Origin of the sequence: Kineococcus radiotolerans SRS30216 = ATCC BAA-149 (genome assembly GCF_000017305.1) — a bacterium.
In the GTDB taxonomy this organism is placed as follows: domain Bacteria; phylum Actinomycetota; class Actinomycetes; order Actinomycetales; family Kineococcaceae; genus Kineococcus; species Kineococcus radiotolerans.
The window spans coordinates 1,158,730-1,171,490 of sequence record NC_009664.2; the positions used below are offsets into that span (position 1 = coordinate 1,158,730).

Annotated in this window: 12 protein-coding genes; 6 read left to right on the forward strand and 6 right to left on the reverse strand. The window is 75.0% G+C overall.

Annotated features, from left to right (window positions below):
• The first annotated feature begins 30 nt into the window (after positions 1–30).
• Positions 31–975 carry a Gfo/Idh/MocA family protein gene (locus KRAD_RS05590; protein WP_012084558.1) on the forward strand — a complete coding sequence of 315 codons (945 nt, stop codon included), beginning with the start codon at positions 31–33 and terminating at the stop codon, positions 973–975.
• Here the strand turns inward: KRAD_RS05590 and KRAD_RS05595 are convergent.
• Together KRAD_RS05595 and mca are read right to left on the reverse strand one after the other, a co-directional pair.
• On the reverse strand, positions 966–1,253 hold the full coding sequence (locus KRAD_RS05595; RefSeq protein ID WP_041291921.1) for a hypothetical protein: 288 nt from the start codon (positions 1,251–1,253) through the stop codon (positions 966–968). The two genes, KRAD_RS05590 and KRAD_RS05595, sit on opposite strands and share 10 nt — an antisense overlap.
• The gene (mca, locus tag KRAD_RS05600; RefSeq protein ID WP_041291922.1) at positions 1,250–2,146 is read right to left on the reverse strand and encodes a mycothiol conjugate amidase Mca; all 897 of its coding nucleotides are present in this window, start codon (positions 2,144–2,146) and stop codon (positions 1,250–1,252) included. Before mca ends, KRAD_RS05595 begins: the two co-directional genes overlap by 4 nt.
• Positions 2,147–2,295: 149 nt before the next feature.
• Between mca and KRAD_RS05605 the strand changes: the two genes are divergently transcribed.
• Positions 2,296–2,733, forward strand: a complete 438-nt coding sequence (locus KRAD_RS05605) for a DUF4307 domain-containing protein (protein WP_012084560.1) — start codon at positions 2,296–2,298, stop codon at positions 2,731–2,733.
• 118 nt (positions 2,734–2,851) lie between these two features.
• Complete coding sequence (gene greA / locus KRAD_RS05610) at positions 2,852–3,349, forward strand: transcription elongation factor GreA (protein ID WP_012084561.1); 498 nt, start codon at positions 2,852–2,854, stop codon at positions 3,347–3,349.
• Between the two features lie 36 nt (positions 3,350–3,385).
• On the opposite strand, the gene KRAD_RS05615 is transcribed toward greA, so the two are convergent.
• Entirely contained in the window at positions 3,386–4,576 is a 1,191-nt protein-coding gene (locus KRAD_RS05615; RefSeq protein ID WP_012084562.1) for an AI-2E family transporter, read from the reverse strand.
• Between the two features lie 80 nt (positions 4,577–4,656).
• Between KRAD_RS05615 and KRAD_RS05620 the strand changes: the two genes are divergently transcribed.
• Positions 4,657–6,087 (forward strand): sigma 54-interacting transcriptional regulator, encoded by a 1,431-nt coding sequence (locus KRAD_RS05620; protein WP_012084563.1) that lies wholly within the window; start codon positions 4,657–4,659, stop codon positions 6,085–6,087.
• On the opposite strand, the gene KRAD_RS05625 is transcribed toward KRAD_RS05620, so the two are convergent.
• Both KRAD_RS05625 and KRAD_RS05630 read right to left on the reverse strand, forming a co-directional pair.
• Positions 6,075–6,392 carry a hypothetical protein gene (locus KRAD_RS05625; RefSeq protein ID WP_012084564.1) on the reverse strand — a complete coding sequence of 106 codons (318 nt, stop codon included), beginning with the start codon at positions 6,390–6,392 and terminating at the stop codon, positions 6,075–6,077. The two genes, KRAD_RS05620 and KRAD_RS05625, sit on opposite strands and share 13 nt — an antisense overlap.
• A gap of 76 nt (positions 6,393–6,468) precedes the next feature.
• Positions 6,469–7,965, reverse strand: coding sequence for a CoA-acylating methylmalonate-semialdehyde dehydrogenase (locus tag KRAD_RS05630; RefSeq protein ID WP_041292737.1), 1,497 nt, complete (start codon positions 7,963–7,965; stop codon positions 6,469–6,471).
• A gap of 247 nt (positions 7,966–8,212) precedes the next feature.
• On the opposite strand from KRAD_RS05630, the gene KRAD_RS05635 reads away from it, so the two are divergent.
• Both KRAD_RS05635 and KRAD_RS05640 read left to right on the forward strand, forming a co-directional pair.
• Complete coding sequence (locus KRAD_RS05635) at positions 8,213–10,237, forward strand: VWA domain-containing protein (protein WP_012084566.1); 2,025 nt, start codon at positions 8,213–8,215, stop codon at positions 10,235–10,237.
• 43 nt (positions 10,238–10,280) lie between these two features.
• Positions 10,281–11,522: an MFS transporter gene (locus KRAD_RS05640; protein ID WP_203417499.1), complete on the forward strand. Its 1,242-nt coding sequence runs from the start codon at positions 10,281–10,283 to the stop codon at positions 11,520–11,522.
• 45 nt (positions 11,523–11,567) lie between these two features.
• Here the strand turns inward: KRAD_RS05640 and KRAD_RS05645 are convergent, their stop codons facing one another.
• Complete coding sequence (locus tag KRAD_RS05645; RefSeq protein WP_012084568.1) at positions 11,568–12,749, reverse strand: cystathionine gamma-synthase; 1,182 nt, start codon at positions 12,747–12,749, stop codon at positions 11,568–11,570.
• Positions 12,750–12,761 lie beyond the last annotated feature (12 nt).

Genomic DNA, 12,761 nt, shown 5'->3' on the forward strand with positions numbered 1-12,761 from the left:
CCGGGCGAGGGGCCCGGTAGCGTCCGCCCCGTGACCGACCCCGTGAGCACCCCGACCCGCTTCGGCGTCCTCGGCACCGGCTTCTGGGCGCGCACCTGCCACGGCGCGGCGCTCGCCGCCCACCCCGACGTGGAGCTCGTCGGGTTCCACGGGCGGGACGCGGGGCGGGCCCGCGCCGCGGCCGCCGAGGTGGGGGGCCGGGGTTTCCCCGACCTCGACGAGTTCCTCGCCGCGGTGGACGCGGTGACGATCGCCCTGCCCCCGGACGTGCAGGCCCCGCTGGCCGCGCGCGCGGCCCGCGCGGGCAAGCACCTGCTGGTGGAGAAGCCCCTCGCCCTCGACCTCGCCGCCGCCGACGACGTGGTGGCCGCGGCCCGGGAGGGCGGGGTCGCCTCGGTGACGTACCTGACCTACCTGTTCCAGCCCGACATCACCGCCTGGCTGGAGCGGATGCGGTCCCTGGCCGCCGAGCACGGGCCGTGGGAGGGCGGGGTGTTCCGCTGGGCGGGGACCATCGACGCCCCGGGCAACCCCTACGCGGGCTCGCGGTGGCGCCGGGAGAACCTCGGGGCCTGGGACACCGGCCCGCACGCGCTGTCGATCGCGCACGAGCTCTTCGGGCCCGTGGAGCGCCTCGTCGCCGGGCGCGGGGTCCGCGACGCCGTCACGGTGGCGCTGGAGCACGCGGGCGGCGCGGGGACGTCGCTCTCGCTGACCCTCACCGCCCCCGAGGGCGCCGGCGGGTCGTTCGCGACGATCTGGGGACCGGGCGGGCGCCACGACCTGCCGCGGTTCTCGGGCACTCCGCAGGAGGGTTTCCGGCGGGCCGTGGACCGCCTCCGCACGGCCGCGGCGACGGGGGTCGCGGACCCGCTGGACGTCGCCTCGGCCCGCGCGACGGTCGCGGTGCTGGCTGCGGTCGAGGAGTTCCTGGCCCGCCCCGACCGCGCCACCGCGGTGCGCGCTCAGCCCTGAGCGGGCGGTTCCCCCCCGGGGCCGCGCTCCTCGGTCCGCCGCGCGGCGGCCGCCTCGGCGGCCTCGCGCTCGGCCTGCGCCTCCTCCTCCAGCCGGGCGCGCTGGTTCACCCCGCGGACCCGCCGGGCCATGCTGCGCCCCAGGAAGTAGACGGCGACGGCCAGGAAGAACAGGATGAGGAAACCCGCCAGGCCCGGGGTCACCAGGTCCGCGTCGAGGGGCTCCTGCGCGGTACCGGTGGGGGTGGGCGTCACCGCCAGGACCAGGGCGGTGGTCACGCGCCGTCCCGCAGCCCGGCGAAGAGGTCGTCCTCGGGGGTCCGCGTCGGGACGTGGCTGATCGCGAGGTGGTAGTCCTCGGTCGGCCACAGCTCGCGCTGCAGCTCCAGCGGGACCCCGAAGAACCAGCCGTCGGGGTCGATCTGGGTGGCGTGGGCGAGCAGCGCCCGGTCGCGGGTCTCGAAGAACTCCCCGCACTCCACGCGGGTGGTGATCTCGAGCTCGGCGCGCTTCGCGGCGTCGGGGTTCGCGTCCTGCTCCTCGAAGCGCTTCATCCACTCCGCGAAGGGCGACTCCTTGCCCTGCGCGAGCAGGGCCTCGTGGAAGGTCCGCATCCGCTCGCGGGAGAAGCCGGCGTGGTAGTAGAGCTTGGAGGTCTTCCAGGGCTCCCCGGCGCGGGGGAACTTCGCGGGGTCGGCGGCGTCGTCGAAGGCGGCGCGCGAGACCACGTGGGTCATGATGTGGTCCGGGTGCGGGTAGCCGCCGGACTCGTCGTAGGTGGTCATGACGTGCGGGCGGAACTCGCGCACGACGTGGACCAGCGCGTCGACGGTGAACTCCGTCGGGGTCAGGGCGAAGCACCCCGCGGGCAGCGGCGGCAGCGGGTCGCCCTCGGGCAGCCCGGAGTCCACGTAGCCCAGCCAGCGGTGCTGCACCCCGAGGATGCGCGCGGCCTCGGCCATCTCGTGCCGGCGGTACTCGCCCATGTCGCGCAGCAACGAGGCGTTCTCCTTCAGCCGCGGGTTGAGCACGTCGCCGCGCTCCCCGCCGGTGCACGAGACGACCAGCACCTCGACGCCTTCGGCGACGTACTTGGCCATCGACGCCGCACCCTTGCTGGACTCGTCGTCCGGGTGGGCGTGCACGGCCATCAGCCGCAACGTCTCCGCCACCACAGCTCCTCTCGGGAAGTACCTCTCGGGCTGCCTGTCGCCCACTGCGTCGACCCCCGCGCGGGGCGGGTGCGACGATCGGGGTCCATCCTCGCCGATCCGCGCCGTCCCGCGAGCACCGCCCTCGCCACCACCCCCCAGGAGCCACCGTGTCCAGCCGCCAGGCGCCCCGGAACGTCCCGCCCGACGTGCTCGCCGAGCGCTACGGCCGCCGCCCCGCGCGCACCGGCCGGCCCTGGTACCGCCGTCCCGCGCCGCTGGCCGCGGCGGTGCTCGGCGGGGCGCTGCTCACGGCCTACGGGGTGTGGATCGCGGTGGCCCAGTCGCAGGGGCCGGCGTTCTCCGAGATCAGCCACCGGATCGTCGACGACCGCACGGCGGAGATCCGCTTCAGCGTGACCCGCGAGCCGGGCACCGCGGTGCGCTGCCAGGTCCACGCCCTGGACGACTCCTCCTCGGAGGTGGGGCTGCTGCAGGTCGACGTCCCGGCGTCGGCGGAGCGCGACGTGCAGGAGTCCGTGCAGGTCAGGACCACGTCGAGGGCCGTGACCGTGGGCGTGGAGTCCTGCAGCGCGGTGGAGCCCTGAGCCGATCGCGGCTACGGTGGTCGTTTCGAGTCGCTCGCCCCGCGGACGCGGGGCCGGCGGCTCGACGTTCGTGGGGGGGCAGGAGGCCCGCCCGGGGCACGTGATCAGGGAGCGGACCGTGAGCGAGACGACCACCGGCAGCGTGACGTGGCTGACCCAGGACGCCTACGACCGGCTGAAGGCCGAGTACGACCGCCTCTCCGGCGAGGGCCGCAGCGAGCTCGCCAAGCGCATCGAGCAGGCCCGCGAGGAGGGCGACCTCAAGGAGAACGCCGGCTACCACGCCGCCAAGGAGGAGCAGGGCAAGCAGGAGCTGCGCATCCGCCAGCTGCGCCACCTGCTCGAGACCGCCCAGGTCGGGGAGGCCCCGAAGTCGGTGGCCGGGGAGGTCACCCTCGGCGCGGTGGTGACCGTCGAGCTGGCCGGCGAGGAGATGCGGTTCCTGCTGGGCAGCCGCGAGATGGGCGACGGCGCCGGCCTGGACGTCTACAGCGAGAAGTCCCCGCTGGGGGCGGCCGTCCTCGGCCGCCAGCCCGGTGAGGACGTGACCTACACCGCCCCCAGCGGCCGGTCGATCCCCGTCCGGATCATCGCCTGCGAGCCGTTCACCGGCTGACCCGCCGGCGGTCCCGCGTCCCCGCGGGCCCCCGCGTCACCGCCTGACGTCCGCCGGGCCCTCGTCGTCGAGGTGCTCGGTGGCGTCGTTGGGAGCGGGGGCGTCGGGGGCCAGGGGCGCGTCGGAGGCGGCGATCTCCGCGGCCTGGCGGGTCGGGGCCCCCGCCCCGGCCAGGGCCCCGATCGCGGTGTTCAGCACCGCGACGAGCGGCACGGCGAACAACGCCCCCACGATGCCGAAGACGGTGGCGCCGGCGGCGACGGACAGGATCACCGCGAGCGGGTGCACCGCCACCGCGCGGCCCATGAGGAAGGGCTGCAGCAGGTGGCTCTCGACCTGCTGCACCAGCAGGATCACCCCGAGCATGATCAGGGCGATGACCGGGCCCTGGGCGACCAGGGCGACGAGCACGGCGACGACGCCGGACAGCAGCGCCCCGACGATGGGGATGAAGGCGCCGAGGAACACGACGAGCCCCAGCGGGACCGCGAGCGGCACCTGCAGGACCGCCGCCCCGATCGCCACCCCGGCGCCGTCGACGAGGGCCACGACGACGGTGGCGCGCATGTAGTGCACCAGGGTCAGCCAGGACTGCCGGGCGGCGTCGTCGAGGGGGTCGCGCGCCGGCTGCGGCATCAGGTGCAGCAGCCAGGACCAGATCCGGCGGCCCTCCAGCAGGTAGAAGAACGTCGCGAACAGCGTGATGAAGAACCCCGCCACCAGGTGCCCGGCGGTGGCCGCGACCGTCGTCGCCCCCGCGACGATGGCGTCGCGGTTGTCGGAGATCGCCTGCTCCACCTGGTCGACGTAGCCCGAGATCGTCGCCGACGACAGGTTCAGCGGGCCGCTGGCCAGCCAGCTCTCGACCTCCCCGATCCCCTCCGTGGCGGAGTCGGACAGGTCGGAGAAGCCGCTCGCGGCCTGGGTGCTGATGAGGGTCACCAGACCCGCCACGGCGGCCAGCGCCACCAGCAGGGTCGCCAGCGCCGCCACGGCCTGCGGCACCCCGAGGCGGTGGGCGCGGGCCACCACCGGCCCCAGCAGCGCGGTGACGAGCAGGGCCACGAGGACGGGGACGAGGATCTCGCTGACGTAGCCCAGGCCCCGGGCCAGGACGACGACCCCGGCCACCACCACGAGGAAGCGCCAGGACCAGTCCGCGGCCAGGCGCAGGGCCGGGGAGACGTAGGGCGGGCGGTGGGGATCGGACACGGGACGCGACGGCACGGCGCCATCCTGCCCCTCGCCGACGCCCCCGGCCCGCAGGCACCGGTGCGCATCCGGGCGAGCGGACGTAGGTTCGCCTCGTGAGCATCAGCGACACCCCCACGCTCCCCCTCCAGGCCCCCTCCGACCTCCCCCGGACCCTCGGCGCGCTGCGGGCCTCCGGGCACCGCCACGTCGGGGTCAAGGAGGAGCTGCGCACCAACCTCGTCGCCCGCATGCGCGCCGGGGAGGACCGCTTCCCCGGCGTCGTCGGCTACGAGGACACCGTCGCCCCCGAGCTGGAACGGGCCCTGCTCGCCGGCCACGACGTCGTCCTGCTCGGCGAGCGCGGTCAGGGCAAGACCCGCCTGCTGCGGTCCCTGGTGGGCCTGCTCGACGAGTGGACACCCGTCATCGAGGGCAGCGAGCTCAACGAGCACCCCTACGCCCCCCTCACCCCGGCCTCCCGCCGGCGCGTCGCCGCCGAGGGCGACGACCTGCCCGTCGCCTGGCTGCACCGGTCCCTGCGCTACGGCGAGAAGCTCGCCACCCCCGACACCTCGGTCGGGGACCTCATCGGCGACGTGGACCCGGTGAAGGTCGCCGAGGGCCGTGCGCTGGGCGACCCGGAGACCATCCACTTCGGCCTCGTCCCGCGCACCAACCGCGGGATCTTCGCGGTCAACGAGCTGCCCGACCTCGCCGAGCGCATCCAGGTGTCGCTGCTCAACGTGCTGGAGGAGCGCGACATCCAGGTCCGCGGGTACCAGCTGCGGCTGCCGCTGGACCTGCTGCTGGTGGCCAGCGCCAACCCGGAGGACTACACCAACCGCGGGCGGATCATCTCCCCGCTGAAGGACCGCTTCGGCGCGGAGGTGCGCACGCACTACCCCCTGGAGGTGTCGATGGAGGTCGACCTCGTCCGGCAGGAGGCCGACACCGTCGCGGAGGTGCCCGAGCACCTGCTGGAGGTGCTGGCCCGCTTCACCCGCGCGGTGCGCGAGTCCCCCGCGGTGGACCCGGCCTCGGGGGTCTCGGCCCGGTTCTCCATCGCCGCGGCGGAGACCGTGGCCGCGGCCGCGCTGCGCCGGCACGCGCTGACCGGGGAGCGGGGGGACGCGGTGGCCCGCGTCGGCGACCTGCACACCGTGGTCAGCGTGCTCGGCGGCAAGGTGGAGTTCGAGCAGGGCGAGGAGGGCCGCGAGGTCGAGGTGCTGGAGCACCTGCTGCGCACCGCGATCGCGGAGACCTACCGCTCCCTGCTGGGAGGTGCGGAGCTGTCGGGGTTCGCCGAGCTCGTCACCGAGGGCCGCACCGTGGAGACCGGTGACCTGGTGCCCGCCGAGCGGCTGCTGGAGCAGGTCGGCACCGTCCCCGGTCTGGGGCAGGTCCTGGGCCGCCTCGGGCTGGGGGACGAGCCGACGCCGGGCCGAGCCGCCTCGGGCGTGGAGTTCGTCCTGGAGTCCCTGCACCTGACCCGCCGCCTGGACAAGCTGGTCCTGGACGACGGCCGGACGGTCTACGGCAGCTGACGCTTCGGCGGCTTCCCCCGCCAGCGCAGCGACTGCGCGTCCAGCTCCCGCACCAGCGCGTCGCCCTCGGCCAGCACCCGCTCGCCGAGGGCGACGGCGCGTCCGAGCTGCTCCTCGTCGAGCTGGCGGTGCGCGGGGCCGGCCCGCCGGTCCAGCACGGAGTACCAGCAGCCGCCGACGGCGGCGTCGAGCAGGACCCGGCCGAAGCAGTGGTTCGCCCGCAGCGTCCACCGGCCGCGGACGGCGGCGGCCGGCAGTTCGCGCTCGACGAGCTCGCGGTAGCGGGCGAGCAGTTCGTCCCTCACCCGGGCACCGTAGCCACCGGGTTCCGCGGTGCGCCGGCGCGGGGGCGGTGTCCGCGCCCCCGCGCCTCCGCGCCGGTCAGTCGTTCTGCGGGAACCCGAGGTTCAGACCGCCGTGGGAGGGGTCCAGCCACCGCTCGGTGACGACCTTCCCGCGGGTGAAGAAGTGCACGCCCTCCACGCCGTGGGCGTGGGTGTCGCCGAACAGCGACTGCTTCCAGCCCCCGAAGGAGAAGTAGGCGACCGGCACCGGCACCGGCACGTTGACGCCGATCATCCCGACCTGGACTTCGTTGCGGAACTTCCGCGCCGCGCCGCCGTCGTTGGTGAAGATGGCGACGCCGTTGCCGTAGCGGTTGCGGTTGATGAGGTCCAGGCCCTCGTCGTAGCCGGCCACCCGCACGACGGACAGGACGGGGCCGAAGATCTCGTCGGTGTAGATGGACATGCCGGGATCGACCCTGTCGAACAGCGTCGGACCGAGCCAGAACCCGTCGGCGGCCGCCTCGTCGTCCTGCGCGTCCGGGACCACCTCGCGCCCGTCGATCACGAGCTCGGCGCCCTCGCGCACCCCGGCCTCGACGTAGCCGGCGACCTTGTCGCGGTGCGCGCCGGTCACCAGGGGGCCCATGTCGCAGCCGCGGCGGCCGTCGCCGGTGCGCAGCGTCGCGACGCGCTGCCGGATCCGGGCGACGAGCTCGTCGGCGACGGAGTCGACGGCGACGAGGGCGGAGACGGCCATGCACCGTTCCCCGGCGGAACCGAACCCGGCGTTGACCGCCGCGTCGGCGGCGAGGTCGAGGTCGGCGTCGGGCAGGACGAGCATGTGGTTCTTCGCCCCGCCGAGGGCCTGCACGCGCTTGCCGTGGGCGGTGGCGGTCTCGTAGACGTACTTGGCGATCGGGGTCGAGCCGACGAAGGACACCGAGGCGACGTCGGGGTGGGCGAGCAGCCCGTCGACGGCGACCTTGTCGCCGTGCAGGACGTTGAAGACGCCGTCGGGCAGCCCGGCGTCCTTCCACAGCTGCGCGATGAAGTTCGCGGCGGAGGGGTCCTTCTCGCTGGGCTTGAGGACGACGGCGTTGCCGGCGGCGACGGCGACGGGGAAGAACCACATCGGGACCATGGCCGGGAAGTTGAACGGGGAGATGACCGCCACGACGCCGAGGGGCTGGCGCACCGAGTAGACGTCGATGCCGGTGGAGGCGTTCTCGCTGAACGCGCCCTTGAGGAGGTGGTTGATGCCGCAGGCCAGTTCCACGACCTCCTGCCCGCGCGAGACCTCGCCGAGGGCGTCGGAGAGGACCTTGCCGTGCTCGGCGGTGATGATCTCGGCGAGCTCGCCCTTGCGCTCGTTCAGCAGTTCCCGGAACCGGAACAGGACCGCGGTGCGGCGGGCCAGGGAGGTGTCGCGCCAGGCGGGGAAGGCGGCCTTCGCCGCGGCCACGGCGGCGTCGACGTCGGCCGGGTCGGCCAGGACGACGCGCTTGGTGCGCTTGCCGGTGGCCGGGTCGTACACGTCGCCCGCCCGCTCGCCCGACCCCGGCGCGGGTGCCCCGGAGATCCAGTGCGGCACGAGCGGCGCCGGCGACGGGTCGCCCGGCGCACCGGCGTCGGCGCTGGTGCTGGCGGTGGTGGTGGTCACGAAGCCCTCCTGGGACGTCATCGGCGGGGCGACCCCGCGCCGGGGTGCCGGACCCGGCCCATCATGCCACCCGACCGCCCGGCTTTGTCCAGACAAACTGTCATGGAATCGGGGGGTTCGCGGACACTCCGCCGCGGGCCCGTGGCGCGCGCCGCGGGACGGACGTAGCGTTCCCGTCGTGGCGAGGGATGCGTGGAGCAGGCGGCGCGGTGGTCGGTACCGGTACGGCGAGTGGGCGGGCGGTCCCGACCCGCTGGCTCCCCCGTACGACGTGCGCGCCGCCCTCGACGAGGTCGGCCGGGAGGTCCTGCGCGGCGGGTCGCTGCGCGAGGCCCTGCGCGACCTGCTGCGCCGGGGACCCGACGGCCGCTCCGGCATGGACGAGCTGCGCGCCCGCGCCGCCCGGCTGCGCAAGGAGGCCGCCCGCCGCGGCGACCTGGACGGGGCCCTGACCAAGGCCCGGGCCCAGCTGGACCAGGCCCTCGCCGCCGAGCGCGACGAGCTCGCCGGCCGCGACGGCGACGACGCCCGCTTCGCCGAGACCCGCCTGGACGCCCTGCCCCGCTCCACCGCGCAGGCCGTGCGCGACCTCGAGGACTACCCGTGGGCCTCCGAGGCGGCCCGGCAGCAGTACCAGCGGATCCTCGACGCCCTGCGCGAGGACGTCCTCGGCCAGCAGTTCCAGGGGATGAAGCAGGCCCTCCAGGGCGGGGACCCGGCGGCGATGCAGGCGCTCAAGGACATGATGAGCGACCTCAACGACCTCCTGGCCAAGAAGGCCCGCGGCGAGGACACGCCCGAGGACTTCCAGGAGTTCATGGCGAAGCACGGCGAGACGCTGGGCGAGGAGGGGATCGAGGACCTCGACGACCTCGTCGACGCCCTCGCCCGCCGCGCCGCCGCCGCCTCCCGGCTCATGCGTTCCCTCTCCCCGCAGCAGCGCGAGGAGCTGCAGTCGCTGATGCAGCAGGCGATGGGCGACGACGTCGACCTCCAGGCCCAGGTGGCCCAGCTCGGCGACAACCTCCGCGCCCTGCGCCCCGACCTCGACTTCTCCCGCGGCGAGCGCGTCCGCGGCCAGCGCGGCAGCGAGCCCCTCGGCTACGGGGAGGCCGCCGACGCGCTGCAGGACGTCTCCGAGCTCGACGACCTCCTCGACCAGCTCGGCCAGGAGCACCCCGGGGCGACCCTCGACGACGTCGACGTCGACGTCCTGGAACGCCAGCTGGGCCGGGGCGCCGCCGACGACCTGCGCCGGTTGCGCGACCTCGAGCGCGAGCTGCAGCGGCAGGGGTGGCTCTCCCGCTCCGCGGAGGGGCTCACCCTCTCCCCCAAGGCCCTGCGCCGCCTGGGCCAGACCGCGCTGCGCGACGTCCTGGGCCGCCTCGACGCGGGGGGCCGGGGGGAGCACGACGACCGCGACGCCGGCGCCGGCGGGGAACCGACCGGGGCGACCCGGCCGTGGCGCTTCGGCGACGAGCAGCCCCTCGACGTTGTCCGCACCGTGTCCAACGCCCTCAAGCGCGGCGCCGCCCAGGAGCGCTCCGGGGCGGTGGCGCTGTCCTGGGAGGACTTCGAGGTCGTCGAGACCGAGCGCCGCACCGGCGCGGCCGTCGCGCTGTGCGTGGACCTGTCCTTCTCGATGGCCGCCGAGGGCCGCTGGGGCCCGATGAAGGAGACGGCGCTGGCCCTCTCCCACCTCATCTCGACGAAGTTCCCCCACGACGCCCTGCAGATCATCGGGTTCGGGCTGCACGCCCAGCCCATGACGGTCGGGGAGCTCGCCGAGGTCGAACCGGACTTCGTGCAGGGCACCAACCTCCAGCACGCCCTGAGCCTGGCCCGGCGCCACCTGCGCCGGCACCCCGACGCCGAGCCCGTGGTCCTCGTCATCACCGACGGCGAACCCACCGCCCACCTCGACGACAGCCGCGGCGCCCCCGAGGCGGTGTTCCAGTGGCCGCCGACCCCGGCGGCCATCCGGGCCACCGTGCACGAGGTCGACCTCCTCACCCGCTCCGGGGCGACCATCAACCTGTTCATGCTGGGCGAGGACCCCGGTCTGCGCCGGTTCGTCGAGGCCGTCGCCCGCCGCAACGGGGGCCGGGTGCTCTCCCCCAGCCCCGACCGCCTCGGGCAGTACGTCGTCGACGACTACCTGCGCTCGCGCGGTGGGCGACGCGGCGGGCGCCGCGCCTCCTGAAACCGCGTGGCCACCCCGGTCCCGGCTGTGCGACGGTGCCGGGGTGGGCGGCGCCGGGGTGAGCGCCGCCGCGCGGGTGGTGGAGGTCGTCCTCCCCCGCCGGCTCGGGACGGGCTTCCGCTGGCTCATCGCCTCCAGCTGGGCCAGCAACCTCGGCGACGGCGTCGCGCTGGCGGCGGGTCCCCTGCTGATCGCCTCGCTCACCGACGACGCCCTCCCGGTGGCGCTGGCCGCCCTGGCCGCGTGGCTGCCGCCCCTGCTGTTCGGCCTCACCGCGGGCGTGCTCTCCGACCGCCTGGACCGGCGGCGCATCGTGCTCACCGTCGACCTCGTCCGCGCCGGGCTCCTCCTCGCCCTCGCCGCGGTCGTCGCCACCGGGCGCGCGAGCGTCCCGCTCGTGCTGGGCGCGCTGTTCCTGCTCGCCACCGCCGAGGTGTTCGCGGACAACACCGCGAGCACGCTGCTGCCGGTACTGGTCGCCCGCGACGACCTCGCGCTCGCCAACGCCCGGGTGCAGACGGGCTTCGTGACGGTCAACCAGCTCGCCGGCCCGCCCCTGGGCGCGGTGCTGTTCACCCTCGGGACCGCGTCGCCCTTCGCCACGCAGGCGGCGCTGTGCGCTCTGGCCGGAGCCTTCGTCGCCCGCCTGCGCCTGCCCGCCCGCGCCGCCGACCGGCCTCCCACCACCGCCTGGCACGACGTCCGCGAGGGGATCCGCTGGACCGCGCACCACCCCGCCGTCCGGGTGCTGGTCCTGACGATCTTCGTCTTCAACGTCACCTTCGGCGCGGCCTGGTCGGTCCTCGTCCTCTACTCCACCCAGCGCCTCGGGCTGGGTGCGGTCGGCTACGGCCTGATCACCACCACCGGCGCCGTCGGCGGCGTCCTCGGGACCCTCGCCCACGGCGCGATCACCCGGCGGGTGTCGCTGGGCGCCCTGATGCGGGTCGGCCTCGTCGTCGAGACCCTCACCCACCTCGCCCTGGCCCTGGCCCGCTCGCCGTGGGTGGCCCTGCCGGTGTTCTTCGTCTTCGGCGTCCACGCCTTCGTCTGGGGCACGACGTCGATCACCGTGCGCCAGCGCGTGGTCCCCCACGACCTCCAGGGCCGCGTCGGGGCCGTCAACACCGCCGGGTCCTTCGGGGGCCTGGCGATCGGCAGCGCCGTCGGCGGGGTCCTCGCCCAGCACCACGGCGTGACGGCCCCGTTCTGGTTCGCCGCCGCCGGCTCCGCCGTCCTCGTCGCCCTGGTGTGGCGCCCGCTGCGCCACGTCGCCCACGACTGAACGCGCGACGGGGCCGGGTCCGCGGACCCGGCCCCGTCGCGGGCCTCAGCCCAGCGCCTGCGCGAGGTCAGCGACGAGGTCGTCCGCGTCCTCGATCCCGACGGAGAGCCGGATGAGGTCGTCGGGGACCTCGAGCAGGGACCCCGCGACTGCGGCGTGGGTCATCTTGCCGGGGTGCTCGACGAGGGACTCCACGCCGCCGAGGGACTCCCCCAGGGTGAACAGCTGCGTCGCCTTGCAGACGGCGAGGGCGTCGTCGACGGAGGCGGTGCGGAAGCTGATCATCCCGCCGAAGCGCTTCATCTGGCGGGCCGCGACGTCGTGGTTGCGGTGCTCGGGCAGACCCGGGTAGAGGATCTTGGTGATCCGGGGGTGGGACTGCAGGAACTCCACGACGCGCTCGGCGTTGTCGCAGTGGCGCTCCATGCGCACCGCGAGGGTCTTCAGGCCGCGCTGGACCAGCCAGGAGTCGAAGGGCCCGGGGACCCCGCCCATCGCGTTCTGGTGGAAGCCGATGCGCTCGGTCAGGGAGCTCCCGCGCCCGTCGTCGCCGTCGCGCACGACGACGGCGCCGCCGACGACGTCGGAGTGGCCGCCGGCGTACTTCGTCGTCGAGCTGACGACGAGGTCGGCGCCGAGGGTCAGGGGCGTCTGCAGGTACGGGGTCGCGAAGGTGTTGTCCACGACGAGCAGGGCCCCGGCGGCGTGGGTGACCTCGGCGAGGGCCGCGATGTCGGCGATCGTCAGCAGCGGGTTGGTGGGGGTCTCCACCCACACCAGGCGGGTCTTCCCGGGGCGGATCGCCTCGCGGACGGCGTCGACGGAGGCGAGGTCGACGGGGGTGTGCTCGACGCCCCAGGGCTCCACGACCCGCTTCACGAGGCGGTAGGTGCCGCCGTAGGCGTCGTCGGGGACGACGACGTGGTCGCCGGGCTTGAGCAGGGCCCGCAGGATCGCGTCCTCGGCGGCGAGGCCGGAGGCGAAGGCGAACCCGGCGTCGCCCTGCTCCAGGGAGGCGAGCTGGGACTCCAGGGAGGTGCGGGTGGGGTTGCCGGAGCGGGAGTACTCGTAGCCGGTGCCGAGACCGGTGCGCAGCGTCCCGACGCCGTCCTGCTTGTAGGTCGAGACCTGGTAGATCGGCGTCACCACGGCGCCGGTGGCGGGGTCGGCCTCCTGGCCGGCGTGGATGGCTCGGGTGGAGAAGCCTGGCAGCTGCGAGTCGGTCACGGGACCAGCCTA